Origin of the sequence: Leisingera sp. ANG-Vp (assembly GCF_000813725.1) — a bacterium.
In the GTDB taxonomy this organism is placed as follows: Bacteria; Pseudomonadota; Alphaproteobacteria; order Rhodobacterales; family Rhodobacteraceae; genus Leisingera.
Window position 1 is genome coordinate 26,631 of sequence record NZ_JWLD01000023.1, and the last position, 22,695, is coordinate 49,325.

A 22,695-nucleotide genomic window follows, 5' to 3' on the forward strand; every position below is an offset into this window, starting at 1 on the left:
GTCCTTGTGTCGGGTCAAAGGGGCGCCTTGGCGCCCGCTCGTGTCAGGCTTGGTACAGCGCGCGCTTTTTGGCAACAAATTCATCCAGCTTGCCGCGCTGATCCTCCGGCATCGGCGGCTGAACGTAGCTGTCCAGCATCCGCCGCGCCTCTTCGCGGCCCACCAGTTCCGCAGTCTTGGCGCCTTCGGCCTCCCACTGCTCAAAGCTGTCGTTGTTCTGCAGCGGGTTCATATGCATCGGGTTTTCGCGGGTATGATCAGTGCCGAGGAAATGGCCGCCGGGGCCGATCGCCGCGATATCGCCCAAGAGCGCATCCAGGTTTTCTTCCTGCAAGCCGCTGAAGAACCGGTGGAAGTTCTCGAGCTGCAGCGTGTCCTGCACCCATTTCGAGTAGCTGACCCCCAGCGCGCCTTCCAGAAAACCGGCCGAATGCACGATGTAGTTCGCCCCGCCCAGCAGCACCGGCCACATGGTGTTGGCGGTGTCGAACCCGGCCTGCATGTCCGGCGATTTCGAGCCGGTCCACATAGTGCAGGTCCGCCAGGGCACGCCGTAAAACCGCGCCATCTGTCCCACCAGCAGATTCATCAGCCCCGGCTCGGGCGAACCCATCATCGGGGCGCCGGTCTTCATCGAAACGCCCATGATCGCCACCCCCAGGACCATCGGCGCGCCGCGGCGGATGATCTGGCTGTAGGCCATGCCTGCGAGGCTCTCGGCGATCAGCAGCGCTACACCGCCCTGCGGGCTGGCAGGGGCCGAGGCGCCTGCCAGTACAAAAGGCGACAGCAGGCAGGGCTGGTTGGCCGACGCATAGACCCGCAAGGACTGCAGCATGGTCTCGTCCCAGACCAGCGGCGTGTTGCAGTTCAAAAGTGCCGCCAGCACCACGTTGCTGTCGACAAACTCCTCGCCGAAAACGATGCGGACCATCTCCACCGTGTCGCGCGCCGCCTGCTCCGACAAAACCGAGCCCTTGATCGGCTTGTCGGTCAGCGTCAGCGCCGCATGGACCAGTTCCAGATGGCGCTCCGGCACCGGCACGTCCTGCGGCTCCACCGGCAGGATGCCCGGCACCATCATCGACTGGCTCATCTGGCTCAGCTTGAAGAAGTTATGCGCATCCTCCAGCACCGAGGGGCGGCGGACGCCGTCCAGGTCATAGACAAAGGGCGCACCATAGGCGTTGGCAAAGACCGAGTGCCGTTTGCCCACCCGCAGCGAGCGTTCAGGGTTGCGGGCGGCATAGCCCCATTCCGAGGGCACCGAGGAGATCAGATCCATCAGCATATCGCGGCCGATGCGCACCCGCTCGCCCTGCACATCGGCGCCAGCGCGTTTCCAGTCCGCCAGCGCCACCGGGTCCCGGAATTCTATGCCGGTGGTCTCCAGGATCGTCATCGCCGCATTGTGGATCTTCTCCACCCCTTCCGGACCCAAGAGGTCAATGGGGCCTACCCGGCGGTTCAGCGCGGGCAGATAGACCGGGGCCGGGTTGGTGCGGGCTTTGACGCGCGCAGCCCGTCCGCCCCGGGCGCCGCGCGGCGCCCGTGTGTTCAGTTCCGTCATGTCATGCTCCTGTGGCTAGGCCGGGCTCAGGCCCGGGCCCGTGCGCTGGTTGGGTCGACCGCGCAGATGCCGATCACCTCAGCTTCGCGCATCTCGTTGTGGACCATCACCTGCAGGCGCGTGCCCTCAGCGGTGAGCTCCTGCGGCACCAGCGCCATCGCGATGTCGTGGTTGCAGTAGTAGGAGAACCCGCCCGACGTCACGCGGCCGACAAGCGTGCCATCCCTGTAGACGCTCTCATCCGCCAGCACCGAAGTGTCGCAGAACGGCAGCTTCAGGGTAACCAGCGTGTTGTAACCGCCCGCCTCCTTCTGCCGGACCAGCGCATCGCGGCCGATGAACTCACGTCCTTCCAGCGCCACAAAGCGGTCCAGCCCAGCCTCAAACGGCGTCATGTCCTTGCAGATCTCCCGGTTGATCGCGCGGTAGGATTTCTCCAGCCGCATCGATTCCAGCGCCTCCAGACCAAAAGGTTTCACACCCGCCTTCAGCAGCTGATCGACCAGATGCCGGTTGTATCCGACCGGGTGATGCAGCTCCCAGCCCAGCTCGCCGGTGTAGCTGACGCGCAGCAGGTGGACGCCCTTGGCATAGCCCACCTCGCCCATTTGGGCGCTGAGCCAGGGGAAGGCTTCGTTTGACAGGTCGTTGTCGGTCAGCTGCTGCAGAATCTCACGCGATTTCGGCCCCGCCAGAGCAATCACGCCCACCTGTTCCGAATTATCTTCCAGGATCACCGAGCCATCATCCGGCAGCAGGCGCGACAGGTAATCCCAGTTGTAGACTTGCCCGTTCGGGGTCGAGACCAGGTAGAAGTCGTTCTCGCCATAACGGACGATGGTGTATTCGCCCTCCATGCCGCCCTGCGGGTTCAGCGCCACCGCCAGGGTCATGCGGCCGACCTTGGGCAGCTTGTTGGCCATGATTCCGTCCAGCCACTTGGCGGCACCCGGGCCGCGCACGGTGAACTTGGTCATCGGCGACATCTCGATAAAGCCGGCCTCCTCGCGGGTCACCCGCACCTCTTCCTGCACCAGCTCCATGTGGCTGGTGCGGCGGAAGCTGTGCTCAGGGATGGCCTCAGCGGGCGACTTGGCGAACCAGCGCGGGAACTCATAGCCGTTGAATGTGGTCCAGACCGCGCCCTGCGCCGTCAGCAGATCGTAGGACGGCATCGTCTTCATCGGCCGCGCCGAGGGGAAATCCTCGCCGGGAACATGCGCATCCATATGGGTGCCCCAGGTCTCGCGCACCTTGTCCATAGTCCAGCGCTTGGAGGCATAGTCGCCAAAGCGGCGCGGGTCGATTTCGGACATGTCGATGCCGGGATGGCCGTCAACGATCCAGCGTGCCAGCCGCTCGCCCATGGTGCCGCCCCACAGGATGCCGCCGGGCACGCCCTCGGCCAGCCACAGGTTGTCGTGCCCCGGCGCCGGGCCGCACAGCGGCAGCTCGTCCGGGGTCATCTGGAACGGACCGCGGGTGTTGGCCTTGATGCCGACCTCGCCCAGGGCCGGCACCCGCTCCAGCGCGCGCTCCCACTGGGTTTCCACCGCCTCGAAATCCTCGGGCAGCAGGTCGGCGCCGAAATCGGCCGGCACCTTGTCCTCGGCAAAGAGCTTGAGGTCCTTTTCGAACTCGTAAGGGCCGAATTGGAAGCCGCCCACATCCTCGCGCAGATAGGCGCCGTAATCCTCGTCGCGCAGGATCGGGAACTCCGGCAGGCCTTCGGCGCGGCGCTCTTTCAGCAGCGGCACGGTCTCAGTCGTCCAGTACTGATGCACGATCGGGATGCAAGGCAGGTCCAGGCCGACCCGGCGGGCGTTTTCACGGGCATAGTTGCCGGTGGCAAAGATCAGATGCTCGCAGGTGATCTCGCCCTTGCTGGTGGTCACCTTCCAATGGCCGTTGTCCAGCTTCTCATAGGCCTGCGCCTCGGTGTTCTGATAGACGGTTGCACCCTGATCGCGGGCCAGCTTGGCCAGCCCCATGGTGATGTCGGCCGGGTTCACGTAACCGTCCTGGTCATGCAGGATGCCGCCGCGGATGGTCTCGCTCTGCGCCAGCAGCGGGTGGATCTCCTTGATCTCCTCCGGCGTCACCAGGCGGCAAGGCACGCCTGCGGCCTCAGCAATCGAGATATAGGACTGGAACTCGTCCCAGCGTTTCTGGGTGTTGGCGACCCGCAGCTGGCCGACCTGCCGCAGGCCCACGGAGCTGCCCAGTTTCTTCTCCACCTCGCCATAGATGCGGATGGTTTCCATCGTCATCTTTGAGATGTTGTGCGAGCGCACGAATGTCACCAGCAGCCCCGCGGCGTGCCAGGTCGACCCGGAGGTCAGCGTGGTACGCTCCAGCATCACCGCATCGGTGCAGCCGTGCTGGGTCAGCCCGTAAAGGATCGAGGCTCCGACACAGCCGCCGCCGACGACCACCACTTTTGCATGCGACTTCATAGACCAACTCCTGTTTGCGGGTGTCCGGCAGCCTCGGCTGCTGCGGCAGAATTCCTGAATGCCTCCCCTGCCCGGCACGGATCCAAAGCCGGGGAGTGATGCTGCATTTTGGCGTCATTCGCGCATCCAGCAATTGCAAAAATTTTCATCTTGGCTTAGCTGAATTTGCCCAAAGGCTCGAAAAGAGACATGCTGCAATCAACATTTCCGGACCAAGGATAAAGCCGCCTTGCCCAACCGTCCCTATGACCTGCCCCGGATGAGCTCCCTCGTCAGCTTCGAAGCCGCCGCCCGAAACTCTAGCTTCAAGCTTGCGGCCACAGAGCTGAACGTTACCCCCGCTGCGGTCAGCCACCAGATCAAGGCGCTCGAGCGGGAGCTGCAGTGCAGCCTGTTCAACCGCTTTCACCGCGGCGTCGAGTTGACGGAAAGCGGCGCCTATCTGCTGGTCGCTTTGCAAAGGGGATTTGAGGGGATCAACGACGCATTTGAGCAGCTGCGGGCCCAGCACGGGCGCAGCTCGGTGACCATCCGCTCCAGCACCGCTGTGAGCTCGCTGTGGCTGACGCCGCGGCTGGCGCATTTCTGGAAAAGCTACGAGCATATCTCGGTGGCACAGATCGTCAGCGATACGGAAAAGGCCGCCGGCGATTGCGATCTCAGCCTGCATTATGCGGATATGTCCCGGGACAGCGGCCATTGCAGAGCGTTGTTCAGGGACCGGATCATGGCACTGTGCAGCCCGCGGTTTGCCTCCCGGCACCGGATTTCCAGCGTCGCAGACATCGCAGAGGTTCCGCTGATCCATCTCGACTCGCTGGAAACCGGCGGCACCGACTGGCAGGTGTGGGCGCAAGCCTTGGGCTATTCAGGGCCGCTGAAGTCCGCCCATCGCGTCAACAATTATGTCATCGCACTGCAAGCCGCACAGGACGACATGGGGGCCGTGCTCGGCTGGGAGGGATTGACTGCAGATCTGGTCGCATCCGGCAAGCTGGTCAGACTTCTGCCTGACACAATTTCGGCGCCTCTGGAATTCTATGTCAAACTGCACAACCGGTCATCTGACCGGGCGCAGCTGGTTTTTGACTGGCTGGCTGGAGGACATCAGGAGATGCGCTAGTTCCGTAACGATACTTCCATGTCGCAGTTGTGTCGTCGAGCGCGCCCTATCACCATTTTCCGGCACCTATTATCAACCACATCTCAGTTAGTATGAGCGGGCTGAAAGCTGGCTATTCAGGTGCATATGATGCCGTCGGTAGATTGAAGTGTGCTGTGAAAAGTTGGGAGATGATTTCTGACAAAACTAGCCTAAGTAAAAGCGCAATCCGCCGGTGAGCAGCCCCTTTGCTGCCGTCGGCCATCAATTAGCTCTTCACTTGTCCAGCTCGGCGCAAAACGGGACGAAGCTGACCTTCGCCGCACGTGCAACCAGGACGTTCCCACATGTCCGCAATGTGCAGTTGCCTGGCTTTGCAAAGCAGGACTGACCGACAGGCCTAGTCGGTCTGACCGGCCATTTCCCGACCTTCGAAAAGCATCTTCATCGCCGCATTGCAGCCCATCGAAGCTGTCGTGCGTGCATGCTGCAGTAATTCCGTCAGATAAAAGGCCCCGGCGCCGACCACCTGCGCCACACCATGAAAGGGGCCGCCGATAAATGGCCCTGCTGCTATTTCATTCAGTGCCGACACATTGGTCAGCAACGTATAAGCGATCATTACTATGTTGGACGGATTGTGACGCTCAGCACTGTGAAGATCAGATTGCGGTCGGATTGTTCATTCTTCGGCGGAAACGCCGCAAATTGCCACTGAACCGCCAGTGAGTGTTCCGAAGCGCCAGCCGCGACCCAGCAGCGCCACCCCGATCCGCAAAACGGTACGGGAGGCCAGCTCACCGCCAGCGACGCAGACATTACCTGGCTCCGCAACCAGGAAATGCAGTGCAATACCCAGAAGCAAAGCCATCAGCATAGCAGGTGCGCCACAATGTTCGGCCAGGAATTGTGCGGTCAGGGCAATCAGCGCTGAGACCAGCAGCCCTTTCCCATAAACCCCAATCAAATTTCGCGCCTTGAAGATCGCCTGCTGTGCCATTGCAACCTCATGAAAATGCGTCTCTTCCTATCCTGGCAGGACGGGCAGAGACGCCGTACGCAGCGGAAGGGGCAGCGGCAGAAGCAAAGCCTGGGTCAGACCACCGGCGTGATCGTCATCTTTGCACTGATCGAGTTGGCAACGAAGCAGTAGCGATGCGCGCGCTCGTGCATCTCCTCCACCTTGGCAGGGGTGACGTCAAAGCCGGTATCAAAAGTGACCCGCGGCGACAGTTTCAGCTCGGTCACCGCCATCATGCCCTTTTCGGTTTTGCCCAGGGCAGCTTCAGCGTGATCGGCATAGGTGGCAACCGGCCAGCCGGCCTTGGCTGCCAGCGCCAGGAACGTCATCATGTGGCAGCTCGACAGCGAGGCGGCCAGCGCTTGCTCGGGATTGGTGGAGTCCGGATCACCGCCCCAGTCCGGCGCTGCATCTCCCGGCAGCGTGAATTGCGAATTGTAAAGGATCTCATGGGCCTTATCGACCTGCCCCTCGATCAAATGGGGAGTGTTGCGGAACCAGGACACGTCAACAGAGAGTTCAGACATCAGCCTCACCTCTTAGCATTAATCAGATTGCGGTTTTTGCTTGAGGGCTCAGGGCGCCGGCCACTCTGGAGCACGCTTTTCGATAAAGGCCTGTATGCCTTCCTTGGCATCGTCGATCATCATGTTTTCGACCATCACGCCAGTGGCATAATCATAAGCCTTTTCCAGGCTCATCTGGGCCTGGGCGTAAAACGCCTCCTTGCCGATCTTCAGTGTGCGCCCCGATTTGCCGGCGATCAGAGCGGCAAGCTTTCCGGCTTCTGCCTGCAACTGCTCCATCGGTACGATATCGCTGATCAGGCCCCAATTGAGGGCGGTTTCCGCATCGGTCATCTGCCCGGTGAGCAGCATTTTCATGGCCTGTTTGCGCCCGACATTGCGCGACAGCGCCACCATTGGGGTGGAGCAAAACAGGCCGATATTCACCCCCGGCGTGGCAAATCGGGTGCCTTCTGCGGCAATCGCCAGATCACAGCTGGCCACCAGCTGGCACCCGGCCGCTGTCGCAGTGCCATGCACCGCAGCAATCACCGGCTTGGGGCATGTCACAATGGCCTGCATCGTGGCCGAGCAAGTTTCCATGGTCACGCGGTAAAACGCCCGCCCCCCGTCCGCGTTTTCGCGCGCTGCGGTCATCTCCTTGAGGTCATGGCCCGCGCAGAAGGCAGGGCCATTGGCGGCCAGCACGATCACCTTGATGTCTGCGCGCGCCCCCCAGTCTTCAAACGCATTTTGCAGCGCGTGCAGCATGTCCAGCGACAGGCTGTTGCGGGCCGCCGGACGGTTCAGAATTAAAGTGGCAATGCCGTCTGCAGCGGAAACCTGCAAAATCCGGGGATCAGAGGTCATGGGGTCAGTCCTTCAACAGGTCGCGGGCAATCACGAGTTTCATGATTTCATTGGTGCCGGCGTAGATCCGTTCAATACGGTTGTCGCGGTACATGCGTTCCAGCGGGTATTCGGTCATCATGCCGTAGCCGCCAAAAAGCTGCAGGCAGCGGTCGATGACTTTGGCCTGCAGGTCGGTCAGCCAGTACTTTGCCATCGAGACCTTTTCGGTGGTCAGGCGGCCTTCGATATGCTCGCTGATGCAATGGTCCAGGAAAACCTTTGCGATGGTGAATTCCGAGGCGCATTCCGCCAGTACGAACTGAGTGTTCTGGAAGTCGGCGATTTTCCTGCCGAACGCCTTGCGCTCGTTGACATAGTCCAGTGTCAGCCTCAGGGCGCGTTCCATGCGGGCCACCGCATAGACACCGATCAGCAGGCGTTCCTGGGGCAGCTGTTCCATCATCTGATAGAACCCCCTGCCCTCTTCCGGACCGATCAGCGCCGAGGCAGGCACCTGCATGCCGTCAAAGAACAGCTCGGACGTGTCGTTGGACTTCATCCCCAGCTTGTCGAGGTTGCGTCCCCGGCGGAAGCCATCAACCTTATCAGTCTCAACCGCAAACAGCGAGATGCCCCGCCCGCCTGCCGCGGGATCGGTCTTGGCGGCAACTATAACCAGATTGGCCAGCTGGCCGTTGGTGATAAAAGTCTTGGAGCCCGAAATCGAATAGTGATTGCCGTCCTTGCGGGCCACTGTCTTGATGTTCTGCAGGTCCGAGCCTGCACCCGGTTCGGTCATCGCAATGGCGCCGATCAGCTCACCCGAGACCATGCGCGGCAGGATCGAGCGTTTCTGATCCGCGGACCCGTAGTGGATGATGTAGGGGATCACGATGGAGTTGTGCAGCCCGCCGCCCCAGCCGTCGATACCGGCCAGGTTGCCCTGATAGGCAATCACCGCGTCATAAGCAAAGCTGGCACCGGGACCGCCGAATTCCTCGGGCACTTCCGCGCCCAGCAAGCCCATCTCGCCGGCCTTTTCCCAAAGGGAGCGCGGGAAGCTGCCCTGTTTCTCCCATTCCTCGTAATGAGGGGCGCATTCCTTTTCGTAAAACTGCGCACAGGCGTCCGACAGCATCTGAAGCTCATCGTCCATCCAGGGTGAAGCTGGTACTTGAAGGTTCGCCATTTCCGCCTGCCAATCTGCAAGACAGCCGCTGGGGCTGTCGTGGATACTGGCTGAACCCTAGGCAGATGGACCGGGGCAAACTAATTTTTTGTGGCGATTGATGTGATCTGTTTTTGTTATGACAAACCACCTGCCGCAGGCTGGCAGCTCACTGGGAGCTGATGACTTCGCCCTTCCAGTTGCCATTACGCACCTCGGCCGCCAGAACCTCGCGCACAACGTCATATACGGCCTGTGACACGGGCGTCAGCGGCCGGATTTTTGGGATTGCCAGAGAAACATTCCGGGACAGGTTCGGATTGATGATCCGGCGGGCATCAACCTCCCCGGCTGACAGTAGGTCAGCCATGGAAGGCCAGTTCAGCACCGTCGCTCCGACCCCGGCCAGCACCATGCCGCGGATCGTCAGAAGCGACTGCTGCTCATACCGCACCCGCAGCTGGCGGCCGGTCTCCATCATCGCCTCCTCCAGCGCCCGCCGCACGTGAACTTGCCGGTTCGGCATCACCAGATCAAAGCCCGAGAGTTCGGCCAGCGGTATGTCTGAACTGTCCGGCTCGCTGTGCCGGCGCTTGCTGAACAGAAACAGTTCCTCCCGCACGACGGGCTCGAACTCGACGTCCTGCAGGCGGCCAATGCTGGGGAGAATACCAAAATCGACCTTGCCGGCCTCGATTACCTGCCCGGCTTCAAACCCAAGGCCGTCCAGAATAGAAACATTAATGCCGGGATACTGCTGTTCCACCGCCTGAATAATCGTGGCCGCCAGCATGCCCGCAATCCCCACCGGCAGCGCAATAGCAATGTCACCCGCAAGCTTTCCGGCGGCGCTGCTGGCATCGTTTTTAGCCAGTTCGACCTGCTCCAGTATCGATTTGGCATGGCTGTAAAAACGTCGGCCGGCCTCGGTTACCTTGGTGCCGCTCGGCCCGCGCATCAAAAGGCCCACCCCGACTTCCGCCTCCAGGTCGACAATCTGACGGCTGAGGGCCGGCTGGGCGATAAACAGCTCCCGCGAGGCTGAAATGAAGCCGCCGTTTTCAACAATCGAGCAGAAATAGCGCAGCTGGATGAGCTTCATGGGCGGTCTCCGGGTCGGTCTAAGCCTGATCAAAGGCGGGATGCGGTTCCGTCATATCAAACCGCTATTACAACAATCACTCAATAGAATTTGTGCAGCCCGGCTCCCAAACGCAAAACTCACGCCAACCGCAGACAGCCCGGCCTGTGCAAGACGGCCGCTGCTCTGCGCATTTGAGGGATTGAAACCGGAGGTTCATCATGAGCACGGAAGCCAAACGCATGATCCGCGGAGGCGCGCTGCTGGCGCGCGCCTTCAAGGAAAAAGGGATCGACCACGCCTTTACCCTGGCCGGGGGCTTCTGCAATCCGGCGCTGGAAGGCTTCATGGAATGCCAGATGCCGGTGATCAACTGCCCGCATGAACAGATTGCGGGCCATCTGGCCGACGGCCACGCCCGCATCACCCGCAAGCCCACGCTCTGCCTGGTCGGCCCCGAAGGCTTTGCCAATGCGGTTCCGGCGATGCTGGAAGCCTGGGGCGAGCGATCGCCGGTGATCTTCGTGACCGGCTCCTCGACCCTCAAGCGCCAGGGTTCAGGCGGCTTCAAGGAAATCGACGATGTGGCCATCGCTGCGCCGCTGACCAAATACTCCGAACAGATCGTTGACGGCAGCCGCATCAGCGAGTTTGTGGACCGCGCCTGGAAGGCCGCCACCACAGGCTACCCCGGCCCGGTGCATCTGGCGCTGCCGGTGGACATCATGTTTTCCTCCTTCCCGGAGGACGCAGGCCAGCAGGAGCGCCCCTTTGACCGCACCGCGCAGCCTCTGCCGCGCGCATGGCCTGACCCGGACGCGCTGGCGCCGTTGCTGGAAGCCATCAAGAACGCCGAACGCCCGGTGGTGATCGCAGGCCACGGTGTGTGGTGGTCCAAGACCGAAGACAAACTGGCCGCGGCCTGCAACAAGCTGCGTGTGCCGGTCTATAACGTGCCCTACCACACCAAGAACCTGGGCGAAGAAAGCGAATGCTACATCGGCCTGGCGGACTTCCACCAGTTCCACCCCTCCAAACCGGCGATCCATGAAGCAGACGTCGTGGTCATGGTCGGCTGCCGCCTGGACAACCAGATGAACTTCGGCAATCCGCCCTTCATTCTCGAAGGCACCAAGCTGATCTGCGTGAACGGCAGCCACGAGGAGCTGGAATACAATCACGGTGCCGATATGCCGCTGCTCTCGGACCCGGGCGCATTCCTGGACGCCATGGGTGCGCTGGAAAACAGCTGGGACGGCTGGTTCAACCTGCAGGTCCGGCGCCGCACCGAATGGGTGCAGGAATGGAGCGCGCATCTGGAAGACGAAGACGCCAAGCATCAGGCCGGAGACTGCAAGATGCACCCACTGCAGCTGGGCGTCGACGTTCAGGCCGAGATGAAAGACGGCGACTGGCTGGTCTTTGACGGCGGCAACACCCACTTCTGGAACGAGATTGCCACCAACATCGCCGCCAAGCGCGGGCTGAAACTGGGCGGCATCATGCATCCGGGCAACTACAGTCTGCTGGGTGTCGGCGTCTCCTTCGGCCTGTCGGCCAAGAACGTGCATCCCGACAAGACCGTGGTTGTGGTCTCCGGCGACGGCGCATTCCTGTCGGGCGGCCTCTCGGTCGAGGCCTGCTTCCAGGAAAACCTGCCGATTGTCGTTGTGATCGACAACAACGGCGGCCTGGACTGCATCAGCCAGCAGCAGGAAAAACTGTTCAGCAACGGCCAGCACTATGCCACCGACTTCCGCGACATCCCCTTCCACACCCTGTTTGAGGGCATGGGCGGCCACGGCGAAGTGGTAACAAAGCGAGCAGACCTGTCCGGTGCGATCCAGCGCGCGATTGCCAGCGGCAAGACTGCCTGCGTCAACGTCAAATGCCGCGGCGTGATCAGCCCGATCGTGGCAGCGACCGCCGACAAGCGCGACAAGGCGTCGATCGAATAATGGCGACGGTTTCCTCGCATACTTTGAACGGCGTTGATGGCACCCACGCGGGCGGCATCAACGTCTCCCTCTACCAGCTGTCCGGCAGCGGCATCCGCAGTGTCATCTTTGACACCGAAACCGATTCCGGCGGCCGCCTGCGGGAGGACATCGACCCCAGCAGGATCGATACTCAGGCGACCTATGAGCTGGTTTTTGAAACCGGCCCCTATTGGGTGGCAAAGAACGGGGCGCCGCTGGCGGGGCGCCACATCCGGCAGATTGTTCTGAGGTTTGAGATGCCGAAGCCCGAAGGGCTTTACCACATGCCGGTGATCCTCGGGCCGAACACCTACTCGACCTGGGCTTCCAGCTAACATTCACTGCGACGCCTGCAGCTTGCCTGCCGGCGCTGCTTTCTCAGGAGCCGCACCGCCTTGCACGCAGCCTTGGCCTCTGCGGTTTTGCAGGAAAACAACATGACACAGAAACCTTCCCCCATGAACATCGCTATCCTGTCGGGTGTGCGCACCGCTATCGGCGGCTTTGGAGGCGCGTTGTCGGGCATCGCGCCCTGCGAGCTGGCCACCAAGGTTGCGGCTGAAGCGATCTCACGCGCAAACATTGCACCTGAACAGGTTGAAACCAGCGTGTTCGGCAATGTGATCCATACCGAGCCGCGCGACATGTACATCAGCCGCGTTGCCGCAATCGGCGCAGGCGTGCCCGAGACCGCGCCGGCCCTGACCTTGAACCGCCTCTGCGGCAGCGGCCTGCAGGCGGTGGTGACTGCGGCCGAGCAAATCGCCCTGGGCAACGCAAGCATCGCGCTGGCAGGCGGGGCCGAGAGCATGAGCCGCGCAGGCCATATGATGAGCGCCTCCCGGTTCGGTGCGAAAATGGGCGATGTCACCGCCGTCGACATGATGACCGGGGCACTGACCGATCCATTCGGCAACGGCCATATGGGTATCACAGCGGAAAACATCGCCGAGCGCCTGGAGATCAGCCGCGAAACCCAGGACGAACTGGCCGTCGAAAGCCACCACCGCGCATCCACTGCGATTGAGGCAGGCTACTTCAAAGAGCAGATCCTGCCGGTTGAGCTGAAGTCGCGCAAAGGCGTGATCCTGTTTGACACCGACGAGCACGTGCGCTGGGACGTGAAACCCGAAGACATGTCCAAACTGCGCCCGGCCTTCAAAAAGGACGGCGGCGTGACTGCGGGCAATGCCTCGGGTATCAATGACGGCGCCGCTGCACTGGTTCTGGCAATGGCAGATGCCACCGATGCAGCGCCGCTGGCGGTGATCCGTGCAGCCTCCGTGGGCGGTGTCGCGCCTGAGGTCATGGGGCTTGGCCCGATCCCGGCCACAAACAAGGCGCTGGAAATCGCAGGCCTCACCATTGCGGACCTCTCGGTCATTGAAAGCAACGAAGCCTTCGCCGCGCAGGCCTGCGGCGTTGCCCAGGAGCTGGGCTTTCCGGCAGAGATCACCAACCCCAACGGCGGCGCAATTGCGCTTGGCCACCCGGTTGGCGCTTCCGGTGCCGTCATCCTGATCAAGCTGATCTATGAGCTGCGCCGCACCGGCGGCCGCTATGGCCTGGCCACCATGTGCATTGGCGGCGGCCAGGGCATTGCCGTGATTGTTGAAAACCCCGAGGCGGCAAAATGACCATGAAGACAATCGGAGTACTGGGCGCAGGCACCATGGGCAGCGGCATTGCGCTGTCGGCGGTGATGGGCGGCTATCAGGCGGTTCTGTCGGACAATTCCGGCGCCGCCCTGGACCGGGCGCAGACCAAACTGGCCAAATACCTGGCCCGGCAGGTCGAAAAGGAACGGATCACCCAAGCCGAGGCCGAGGCCGCCTCTGCCCGCCTGGCCACCGTCAAAACGATGGACGGGCTGGCCGAGGCCGATCTGGTGATTGAGGCGGTGTTCGAAGATCTCGCCGTCAAACGCGGCGCCTTTACCCAGCTGGAGGCCATTGTCCGGAACGATACGGTGCTGGCCACCAACACCAGCGCATTGAAAGTCGGCGACATCGCCGAGGCCCTGACGCACAAGGGCCGGTTCTGCGGCATGCATTATTTCAGCCCTGCCGAGATCAATCCGGTGGTCGAATTGATCCGCGGCGCGGAAACCTCAGACGCTGCGATCGACGCCGTGCTGCCGTTCCTGGCTCAGACCCGCAAGATCGCGATCCGCTGCAAAGACCAAAGCGGCTTTGCCCTGAACCGCTTCTTCTGCCCCTACACCAACGAGGCGGTGCGCTGCCTGGAAGAGGGCATGGGCAGCACTGCCCAGATCGACGCGGTGGTGAAATCGGCGCTTGGCGTGGCCATCGGCCCCTTTGCGGTGATGAATATCGTCAAGCCCTTCATCAATCTCAGCGCAGTGCAGACCCTATCGCACCTGGGGGCCTTCTATGCCCCGGCTGTTCTGTTTCAGCAGGTTGGCACCGCCAAGCAGGACTGGGAGATCGACGCTGAATTCACCCCGCTGGCTCCGGCGCAGGCGGCAGCAGTGTCCGGCCGTATCCGCGGTGCAATCTTTTATGCGGTGCTGGACGAGATCTCCGAGGGCGTAGCCTCGCCTGAGGACATCGACGCAGGCGCGCAAAAGGCTTTTACCTTTGCCAAAGGCCCGGCGGCAATGATGCGCGAGCTGGGTTTTGAGGAGACCACGCGCCTGCTGAAGGGCGTGAGCCCCAATGGCACGGCGCGGCTTCAGGACGCTCTGGGCGCTCTCCTGGGATAGAGCCACCGCCCCCCTCTCCCCCGACTTTCAGGCGCCTTCGGGCGCCTGTTTTTTTGCCGGCGGTGACTGGCCAACACATGACGGCCGCCCCAGCAAAGCACAAAGGATGACAGCGCGCCGGGCAGACCACGGCGCGCCGTCTAGATGTTCTGCTGCAAGAAGAGCCGCATGCTATGGTTTATTCAATCGGCAGCTTGGCAATCCTGCCCGGGCGCTCAAGCTCATCCGGTGTCAGCACTGTCAGCTCCTGGCCGATATCCCAGAAACCGCGGTCGATCAGCGACAGACCAACATTTGCCTCTAAACGCGGCGACCACACGCCCGAGGTGATCTGCCCCACCTGGCGGTCCCCCACCATCACCGGCCAGGGTTTGGAGCAGGTCGGCACCCTGCCGCCGCCAAAGACGATACCGCGGATTTCGCGGGAGACACCTTCCTCCGCGATCCGCTGCAAAGCCGCCAGGCCGATGCAATCCACTGAGCCGTCCAGCTTGATGAACTTGGCCATGTCGTATTCCAGCGGGTTGTTCTCGCGGGTCATCTCGTTGCCGTAAGAGAACAAACCGCCTTCGATACGTTCAATCAGGTTGGGGCAGCCGGGTGTAATACTGAAGGCCTGGCCTGCTTCCCAAAGCGTGTCCCATAGGTCGTGGCCCAGCGAGCTGTCGTCCAGGTAGATCTCAAATCCGCCCTGGCGGGAATACCCCGAACGCGCAATCACCTGGCTGGTGCCGCGGAAATCAAAGCGCTTGTATTTAAAGAAGCCGATGCTGCGGATCTCCTCGCCAAAGACTGAAGCCATCAGGTCTTCGGCCTTGGGCCCCTGCACCGCCAGCGGCGACACGTCGGGCTCGTCAATCTGCACGTCAAAGCCTTTGGCCTCGGCCAGGCCAAGCGCATAGAGCAGCACGTCGCTGTCGGCGATGGACAGCCAGAAGCGGTCATCTGCGATCTTCAGCATGACGGGGTCATTGATCAGCCCGCCATCGCGGTCGACGATCGGGATGTAGTAGCAATCGCCGATCTTGGCGGTTGAAATCCTGCGCGGGGTCATCCACTGCACCAAACGCTCGGCATCCGGGCCGGCAATCTGCACCTGGCGCTGGCAGGAGACGTCCCAGAGCTGCACATGTTCCCGCAGATGCCAGTAATCTTCTTCGATAGAAGGCTGAAACGCCTTGGGCAGCAGCATGTGATTGACAACCGAGAACCCGCGCACGCCGGCCTGTTCGACACGGTCGGTGTAAGGGGTGCGGCGGATGCGCCGGGACATGTTCAAACCATCAGCCATTTTGGGTTTCCTCGTACTTAGCTGAACCCCCGGCCGCAGCAGGCCGGGAGAGGAGTTTCAATTCTGTGGTGAACGGACAAAGGCCTGGATGGGGAACCGGCGCGTCCGGATTTGCGGTTCGGGAAAGGGGCATCATTGCGGCACCTGCCTCAGCAGTCATTGGCAGCCGCGGCTGCCAATGCGGGAATGGGATCGGGCCAGGCATCGGTATGGCGGTGCGCAAGCATTGCGGCGGATACCTTGCCAATATCGTTCTGCCCGGTTTGGGCCAGCACTATGCTCGTTTCCTCAGTCAGCAACCGGACCAGAGCGTTGACGCCCCGGGCGCCTTCGGCACCGGCGGCATGCAGGAAAGGGCGGCCCAGCATGACGAAATCCGCACCCAGCGCCAGCGCCTTGATGATGTCTTCGCCGTTGCGCACTCCGCTGTCGAAGATCAGCGGATAATCCGCGCCGACCGCGCTGCGGATGCGGGGCAGGATGTCGATGGCGGCAGGCGCGCTGTCCAGCTGGCGGCCGCCATGGTTGGACACATAGATCGCATCGGCACCCGCCTGTTTGATCCGCTGGGCATCGGCGGCAGAGGTTACGCCCTTGATGATCAGCTTGCCCTTCCAGATCCCGCGCAGCCGGTCGAGGAAACCCCAGTCGGCCCCCGCCCGGCTGGCCCCGCGGTCGAAGCGGGAGCCGCCGCCTGCGGTTTTGAAGTTCTTCGGCTCCGGCGCGCCTGCCTGCAGCGAAGCCCATGCCCAGCGGGGGTGGGTGGCAAAATCCCAGAACTGCCGGGGACCTATGCGGAAAGGCATCTGAAAGCCGTTGCGCAGATCGCGCACCCGGCGCGAGACCTGCGGCACATCCACCGTCAGCAGAAGGTTCTGGTATCCGGCCTTGCGGGCACGCTCGACCATTTCCAGCGCCTGCTCAACCGGGCCGCCGACGTAAAGCTGGAACCAGGCGTTGTCCCCGGCCCACTCCCGCATCTCCTCGATAGAGCTGGAGGCGGCGGTAGACAGGCAAACCGGAATATTGAAACCGCGCGCGGCGCGGGCAAAAGCCAGATCGGCGTTGGGCCAGGCCAGGTTGCACATGCCCATCGGCGCAATGCCGAACGGACGGTCAAAGGCTTGCTCCAGAAAGCTGGTTGAGAGATTGCGCTCGGCAACATCCGCCATCACCCGCGGCTGCAGCGTGATCTCGTCAAACCGCGCGCAGTTGCGCGCACAGGCCACCTCGCGGCCCGCCGCACCTTCAATGAAATCATGCACCAGCTTGGGCTGGCGGCGCTTGGCCAGCCTCATTGCATCCTCGGTCGAGAAGATGCGGCTGCCTTTGCTGGATAGATCGTCTGCCGGACTCATGCGGAGCCTCCGGGGATTGGGCGCACCTCTCCCGTCCGGAGCAGGGAGGCACTCCGGTCAGGTTCGGCTGTTGGCGTTTTCAGGGCGCAGGCCGCGGCCTAGGCACTCAGGGTTTCTTTCGGGGTTTCATCGCTTCGGGCTTCATCAACTTGCAGCCGGTTCAGTTCTTCCAGGCTGATGTGGCACCGCACGGCGTGCCCATTGGGCTGCTGCTGCCAGGGCGGGCTGTCAGTGTCGCAAATGGCGCCTAGCTTGCGCGGGCAGCGCCGCTGGAACGGGCAGCCCTGTGCAGGCGGCGCCAGTTCAATCACGTCATCCGCGGTCAGCTTGGGGGCATAGTCGGGGTCAGGTTCCAGAACCGCCCCCAGCAGCACCTCGGTGTAAGGGTGGGATGGAAGCGCGTAAACATCCTCAGATGGCCCGATTTCGCAAAGACGCCCTTGATACAGTACCGCAACCCGGTCTGACAGGGCACGCACCACCGCAAGATCGTGAGACACGAACACATAAGTTGTGCCCTGCTCCTGCTTCAGCTCGTTCAGAAGATCCAGCACTGCTGCCTGAACCGACACATCCAGCGCCGATGTCACCTCGTCGCACAGCACAAGTTCCGGCTCTGCTGCAAAGGCGCGCGCCACGGCGACACGCTGCTTCTCGCCGCCCGACAGCTGGCTCGGCAGACGGGTCATGTAGTGCGCCCCCAGACGAACCCGCTCCAAGAGCTCGGCACTGCGGTCGTGCAGCGCTTGGCCCTTCAGACCGAAATAGAGCTTCAGCGGCTGTTCCAGGATCTCGGCGATGGTGTGGCGCGGGTTCATACTGTCGTCCGGGTTCTGGAAGATCAGCTGAATGCGGCGCAGGTGATCATTGCTGCGCCTTTCCACTTCCTGCGGCAGATGCCCGCCGTCGCCAAAAGTGATCTCGCCGCCCGCCGGCGGCAGCAGGCCTGCGATGGACTTCAGTATGGTGGATTTCCCACTGCCGGATTCCCCGACCAGCCCCAGCGTCTCGCCGCGCTTCATCGCAACCGAGATACCGTCCACAGTGACCGGGCGGGTGTCCTCTTTGCCCAGCAGCTTTTCAATCAGCCCCTGTTTGGCATAGCTGATCGAAACCTTATCAAGCGCCAGAGCCGCCGGTGCATTTGGATCGGATCGTTCCGGATCGGCTCCTGTTGAGGTCATCGGCAGCTGGTTCGCCTGTTCAGCATGGTGGCAGCGCGACATCGCTCCGCCGGGGCCGGCAGCCAGCGGCGGGCGGCTGCTGCGGCAAAGACCGCTGGCAATTCCGCAGCGGTCTACAAAGGCACAGCCTGCCCCTGCTTTGCCCGGAGCCGGCGGGCGGCCGTCCAAAGCAGTGGGCAGATGCGGGTCGCTCAGCTTGGGGATCGAGGCCAGCAGGCCGCGGGCATAGGGGTGCGTCGGAGCGGTCAGCACCTGCTTTGCGGTGCTCTCCAGCACCACTTCGCCAGCATACATCACCACAACCCGGTCGCAGACACGGGCAATCGCGCCCAGATCATGGCTGACATAGACCATGGCCATGCCGGTTTCCGCTGCCAGATCCCGCAGGAGTTCCAGAATATGGGCCTGAGTGGTCACATCCAGGCCGGTAGTCGGCTCGTCAAGCAGCAGCGCATCCGGCTCACCTGCCAGTGCCATCGCAATGGCAACCCGCTGCTGCTGGCCCCCGGACAGTTCATGCGGGAATCGTGCGTAAATCGCCTCAGGATCCGGCAGCCGGACCTGACCCAGCAGCTCCAGCACCCGGGCCCGGTACTGCGCCTGATCCAGCTTGCTGTGCAGCCTCAAGGCCTCAGTCAGCTGCGCACCGATCCGCAAGGTCGGGGTCAGCGACTGGCCCGAGTTCTGCGGCACCAGGCCCAGCTTGCCGCCGCGGATATGCTCCAGCGACTTGCGGCTCTGGCTGAACATGTCGTCGCCGTTGAAGTGGCTGGACCCGTTCAGAACCCGCAGGCCGCGTTTCAGATAGCCCATGGCGGCCAGCGCCAAGGTGCTTTTGCCGGATCCGCTTTCACCCACCAGCCCGACACTTTCGCCAGGGCGTACAGAAAGGTCGATATTTCTGAGAACCGGCAGTGTGGAACCGGACAGGCCGGTGAAGCCGATGGAGATATCCTGGATATCGATGATAGGAGCAGCAGTCATGTTACACCGGAGCCTTCTGTGCGCGGTCGATGCCCAGGGCCTTGGCCAATGCATCCGCCGTCAAATTGATCCCAATGATGAGAGAGGACAGCGCGATCACCGGGCCCAGTACGCCCCAGGGGGCAAAGGACATGTAGCCGCGGGCATCCGAAATCATCAGCCCCCAGTCCGGCGCCGGCGGCGAGACACCGAAGCCCAGGAAGGACAGCGAGGAGAACGCCAGCAGCATCCAGCTCCAGCGCATCGCGCCTTCGACCATCAGCGTATCCAGCACATTGGGCAGCAGCTCGCGGCGCATGATGGTCAGCCGCTTGTGACCGCGCGCACGGGCTGCCGAGACGAAGTCGCGGGCTACCACGTCATGGGTTGCAGCGCGGGCGATGCGGATCACCGGGATACCGTAAAAGAACGCCAGCGTCGGGATCAGAACCTCGATACCTGTGCCGAAGGTCACGATCAGCACCAGCATCTTGAGGATCCAGGGCAGCGATAGGAAAGCATCCACAAAGCGCATCAGTACCTCATCCACCCGGCCGCCGATCAGGCCGAAGAAGATGCCGACCATGCCGCCCCAGAACACGGCGACCGGGGTGGCGATGCCAGTGACCAGGATCGCCTCGCGCCCGCCCTGGATGGTGCGGCTGAACACATCGCGGCCCAGGTGATCAGTGCCGAGCCAATGGCTGGCGTCCGGCCCGGCCAGCATCATGGCTGCATTCATTTCCTTGTAGTCATAGGGCGACAGGTACGGGCTGATCAGTGCCATGATCAGATGGGCCGCAACCAGCCCCAGCCCTAAGGCGCCGGAGGGGCGCGAGATCACATCTCCCAGCACACCGGTAAAGCGGCTGAGCGCGGTGTTTTGCGGAACAGCGGTCGTACTCACGGGCTTACTTCCTTGTATAGAGGGTGCGCAGGCGGGGGTTGGCGATCATTGTCAGCATGTCGGCTGTCAGGTTCACGAAGACGTAGACAGTGGCAACAATCAGGGCGAGCGCCTGCACCACCGGCAGGTCCCGGTCAGAGATCGCATCGATCATCATCCGTCCCAGGCCCGGGTAGTTGAACACCACTTCGATCACCACCACGCCGCCCAGCAGCCAGGCAATGGTCAGCGCCACCACATTGATGGCGGGCAGCAGCGCATTGGGCAGCGCGTGGCGGAACACCATCTGCCAGTATGGCACGCCTTTCAGGGTGGCCATCTGGATATAGTCGCCGTTCATCACCTCGATCACCGATGAGCGCACCATGCGCAGAATATGCGCCGTCATCACCATCGACAGGACAATCACCGGCAGGATGATTTCCGGGAAGAACTCAGCCACAGGCGCATCAGCGGAGGTCAGGACAATCCCGGGCAGCCAGCCCAGCCAGACGGAGAACAGCAGGATCAGGACCGTCGCCGAGACAAACTCCGGGATGGTCATTGCAAAAATTGCTGCGGTCGAGACGATCAGGTCTGCCGGGCGATCCCGCCACAAACCTGCAATGACGCCCAGAACAATTGCCAGCGGCACACCGGTCAGCAGCGCACAGGCAGCCAGCAGCAGCGAATTGCCCAGCCGCGCCCCGACCAGGGAGCCGATGCTGTCCTCGCCATTGGCCGACATCCCCAGATTGCCCTGCAGAGCATTTGCAGCCCACTCAAGATAACGTTCAGCGGCCGGGCGGTTCAGCCCCAGTTCTTCACGGCAGTTTTCCAGAATCTTGCCTTGCGCCTCGCGCTCCAGGAAGGCGGTACAGGCATCGCCGGGCAGGAATTCGACACCGGCAAAGATGATAAGCGAGACAAGCGCCACGGTGATGAGACCCAGAAAGAGCCGCCGGATAAACATGCGCAACATGGGAGTGATACCTTGCATTCAGGGAGGCGCCCCGCCGATCCACATGCGGGGCGCGAAGGTACGGCCTGCAGATCAGTCAACGGTGATCAGATGCCAGCGGACAGCATCGTTTTTTACGTTGTCCAGGTTGGAAACACGGGAAGAAACGCCAACCAGACGGGTCACGTGATAGGGGATCAGCGTGCCTGCGTTCTCCCATAGGTGCTCCTGAGCGCCGACATAGATTTCGCGGCGTTTGCCGAAATCCAGTTCCCGGCGGGCGTCGGCCAGCATCTGGTCGAACTCCGCATCCTTGAAGTAGGATTCATTCCATTTTGCAGTGCTCAGGTAGATCTCATGCAGCGCCTGATCCGCAGGGCGCTCGTTCCAGCGGGTCGCGGCGATGTCCTTCTTCATCCAGACCTGGCTCCAATAGCCATCGGTCGGAGTCTGCACCACGTTGACGCGGATCCCGGCTTCAGCAGCCTGCCCCTGATAGGCAACAGCCAATGTCGGCCAGGTTGGCTCCAGCGTTGCCACATGCACGTCAATTTCGATGCCATCGGCATAGCCGGCCTCGGCCAGCAGCGCCTTGGCGCCTTCGATGTCCTGCTCACAGCTGAGCTCCGCGCGGTACTGGTCGTTCGGCTCCACCGGGTTGTCGCAGGCAACAACACCGCCGCCGCCCAGAACCAGGTCAATCAGCCCCTGCCGGTCTGCTGCCATCCGCATGGCCTTGCGCACCCGCGGATCGCTGAACGGTTCGACATCGGTGCGGAACACCAGCCCCTGCCAGTTGCCGGTGGGGATTTCCTGCACAGCAAACCGGCCGCTGCCTTCCAGCATGACGCGCTGCTGGGCAGTGATGCCGCGCTCCATATCCAGCTGACCGCTCATCAGTGCCTGCAAACGGGCCTGCGCATCGGGAATGCCGATGATTTCCATCCGGGCAACGCCAGGCTCGCCTTCCCAGTAATCGGTATTGGCGGCCAGAACAGTTGTGCCCTCGGGCTCGAATTTCTCCAGTTTGAAGGGGCCTGTGCCGATGCCCGTGGTGCCGATGGTGCCGCCAGTCCCTTCCGCAATCATCCGCAAACGGTAGTCCATCAGCTGCAGCGGCATATCGGCAAACGGCGTGTCCAGCGTGATCTTGACGGTCATGCCGTCGAGCTGCTCAACCGACTTGATCATTTTGACCGCAGACCGCGCCGGGGAATCCATTTCGGGGTCCAGCACGCGCTGCAAAGAATAGACAACATCGCCAGCGTCAAAAGAACTGCCATCATGGAACGTCACGCCTTCACGCAGTTTGAACGTCCATTCGGTGGCGTCTTCATTGGCGCTCCAGCTGACAGCCAGATCGGGCTGCGGCGTGCCGTCCAGGCCGGGACGCACCAGGCGGCTCATCAGCTTCTCTGTAAGCTGGAAAACCCGCCCCTTGGCAATCGGATCAAGGCTGGACTGCTTGCCAAATCCCAGTTCATGCGCCTGGCGGAACGTCCCGCTCGGCTCTGCATGTGCCATGCCTGCTGCTGCAACGAGAGCGGCAGCTCCCAGAAGATGTCTCATTTGCGATCCTCCCTAGAATGACG

19 protein-coding genes are annotated in these 22,695 nt (G+C 62.2%); 5 read left to right on the forward strand and 14 right to left on the reverse strand.

Annotated elements, in window-relative coordinates; translation table 11 throughout:
- Nucleotides 1–43 precede the first annotated feature (43 nt).
- Together RA20_RS09095 and RA20_RS09100 are read right to left on the reverse strand one after the other, a co-directional pair.
- On the reverse strand, nucleotides 44–1,570 hold the full coding sequence (locus RA20_RS09095; protein WP_039127153.1) for a trimethylamine methyltransferase family protein: 1,527 nt from the start codon (nucleotides 1,568–1,570) through the stop codon (nucleotides 44–46).
- A gap of 26 nt (nucleotides 1,571–1,596) precedes the next feature.
- A complete protein-coding gene (locus RA20_RS09100; protein ID WP_039127157.1) occupies nucleotides 1,597–4,026 on the reverse strand; it encodes a GcvT family protein in 2,430 nt (809 codons plus the stop codon).
- 229 nt (nucleotides 4,027–4,255) lie between these two features.
- Here RA20_RS09100 and RA20_RS09105 point away from each other — a divergent pair, with 229 nt between their 5' ends.
- The gene (locus RA20_RS09105; RefSeq protein WP_039127159.1) at nucleotides 4,256–5,149 is read left to right on the forward strand and encodes a LysR substrate-binding domain-containing protein; all 894 of its coding nucleotides are present in this window, start codon (nucleotides 4,256–4,258) and stop codon (nucleotides 5,147–5,149) included.
- 379 nt (nucleotides 5,150–5,528) lie between these two features.
- On the opposite strand, the gene RA20_RS26340 is transcribed toward RA20_RS09105, so the two are convergent.
- The 6 genes from RA20_RS26340 to RA20_RS09130 form a co-directional block, all read right to left on the reverse strand.
- Nucleotides 5,529–5,750, reverse strand: a complete 222-nt coding sequence (locus tag RA20_RS26340) for a hypothetical protein (protein ID WP_052248907.1) — start codon at nucleotides 5,748–5,750, stop codon at nucleotides 5,529–5,531.
- 60 nt (nucleotides 5,751–5,810) lie between these two features.
- On the reverse strand, nucleotides 5,811–6,128 hold the full coding sequence (locus RA20_RS09110; RefSeq protein ID WP_052248908.1) for a putative sulfate exporter family transporter: 318 nt from the start codon (nucleotides 6,126–6,128) through the stop codon (nucleotides 5,811–5,813).
- 95 nt (nucleotides 6,129–6,223) lie between these two features.
- On the reverse strand, nucleotides 6,224–6,676 hold the full coding sequence (locus RA20_RS09115; protein ID WP_039127161.1) for an OsmC family protein: 453 nt from the start codon (nucleotides 6,674–6,676) through the stop codon (nucleotides 6,224–6,226).
- A 48-nt stretch (nucleotides 6,677–6,724) separates the two neighbouring features.
- Nucleotides 6,725–7,525, reverse strand: a complete 801-nt coding sequence (locus RA20_RS09120; RefSeq protein WP_039127163.1) for an enoyl-CoA hydratase — start codon at nucleotides 7,523–7,525, stop codon at nucleotides 6,725–6,727.
- Between the two features lie 4 nt (nucleotides 7,526–7,529).
- Nucleotides 7,530–8,696, reverse strand: coding sequence for an acyl-CoA dehydrogenase family protein (locus RA20_RS09125; protein WP_152618468.1), 1,167 nt, complete (start codon nucleotides 8,694–8,696; stop codon nucleotides 7,530–7,532).
- 148 nt (nucleotides 8,697–8,844) lie between these two features.
- Entirely contained in the window at nucleotides 8,845–9,777 is a 933-nt protein-coding gene (locus tag RA20_RS09130) for a LysR substrate-binding domain-containing protein (RefSeq protein WP_039127168.1), read from the reverse strand.
- Between the two features lie 200 nt (nucleotides 9,778–9,977).
- Here RA20_RS09130 and RA20_RS09135 point away from each other — a divergent pair, with 200 nt between their 5' ends.
- The 4 genes from RA20_RS09135 (at nucleotide 9,978) to RA20_RS09150 (ending at nucleotide 14,460) form a co-directional block, all read left to right on the forward strand.
- Nucleotides 9,978–11,714, forward strand: coding sequence for a thiamine pyrophosphate-binding protein (locus RA20_RS09135; RefSeq protein WP_082017961.1), 1,737 nt, complete (start codon nucleotides 9,978–9,980; stop codon nucleotides 11,712–11,714).
- Complete coding sequence (locus RA20_RS09140; RefSeq protein ID WP_039127172.1) at nucleotides 11,714–12,070, forward strand: 5-hydroxyisourate hydrolase; 357 nt, start codon at nucleotides 11,714–11,716, stop codon at nucleotides 12,068–12,070. Before RA20_RS09135 ends, RA20_RS09140 begins: the two co-directional genes overlap by 1 nt.
- Nucleotides 12,071–12,172: 102 nt before the next feature.
- Nucleotides 12,173–13,372: a beta-ketothiolase BktB gene (gene bktB, locus RA20_RS09145; RefSeq protein WP_082017963.1), complete on the forward strand. Its 1,200-nt coding sequence runs from the start codon at nucleotides 12,173–12,175 to the stop codon at nucleotides 13,370–13,372.
- Complete coding sequence (locus tag RA20_RS09150) at nucleotides 13,369–14,460, forward strand: 3-hydroxyacyl-CoA dehydrogenase (RefSeq protein WP_082017964.1); 1,092 nt, start codon at nucleotides 13,369–13,371, stop codon at nucleotides 14,458–14,460. Before bktB ends, RA20_RS09150 begins: the two co-directional genes overlap by 4 nt.
- A 178-nt stretch (nucleotides 14,461–14,638) precedes the next feature.
- On the opposite strand, the gene RA20_RS09155 is transcribed toward RA20_RS09150, so the two are convergent.
- From RA20_RS09155 to RA20_RS09180, 6 genes are all read right to left on the reverse strand, one after another.
- Complete coding sequence (locus tag RA20_RS09155) at nucleotides 14,639–15,751, reverse strand: dimethylsulfoniopropionate demethylase (RefSeq protein WP_039127178.1); 1,113 nt, start codon at nucleotides 15,749–15,751, stop codon at nucleotides 14,639–14,641.
- A gap of 149 nt (nucleotides 15,752–15,900) precedes the next feature.
- A complete protein-coding gene (locus RA20_RS09160; protein ID WP_082017965.1) occupies nucleotides 15,901–17,109 on the reverse strand; it encodes an alpha-hydroxy acid oxidase in 1,209 nt (402 codons plus the stop codon).
- A 98-nt stretch (nucleotides 17,110–17,207) separates the two neighbouring features.
- Nucleotides 17,208–19,277 (reverse strand): dipeptide ABC transporter ATP-binding protein, encoded by a 2,070-nt coding sequence (locus tag RA20_RS09165; RefSeq protein ID WP_039127181.1) that lies wholly within the window; start codon nucleotides 19,275–19,277, stop codon nucleotides 17,208–17,210.
- 1 nt (nucleotide 19,278) lies between these two features.
- The gene (locus RA20_RS09170) at nucleotides 19,279–20,163 is read right to left on the reverse strand and encodes an ABC transporter permease (RefSeq protein ID WP_052248910.1); all 885 of its coding nucleotides are present in this window, start codon (nucleotides 20,161–20,163) and stop codon (nucleotides 19,279–19,281) included.
- A gap of 4 nt (nucleotides 20,164–20,167) precedes the next feature.
- The gene (locus RA20_RS09175; protein WP_039127184.1) at nucleotides 20,168–21,124 is read right to left on the reverse strand and encodes an ABC transporter permease; all 957 of its coding nucleotides are present in this window, start codon (nucleotides 21,122–21,124) and stop codon (nucleotides 20,168–20,170) included.
- Between the two features lie 72 nt (nucleotides 21,125–21,196).
- The gene (locus tag RA20_RS09180; RefSeq protein ID WP_039127187.1) at nucleotides 21,197–22,672 is read right to left on the reverse strand and encodes an ABC transporter substrate-binding protein; all 1,476 of its coding nucleotides are present in this window, start codon (nucleotides 22,670–22,672) and stop codon (nucleotides 21,197–21,199) included.
- Nucleotides 22,673–22,695: the final 23 nt, after the last annotated feature.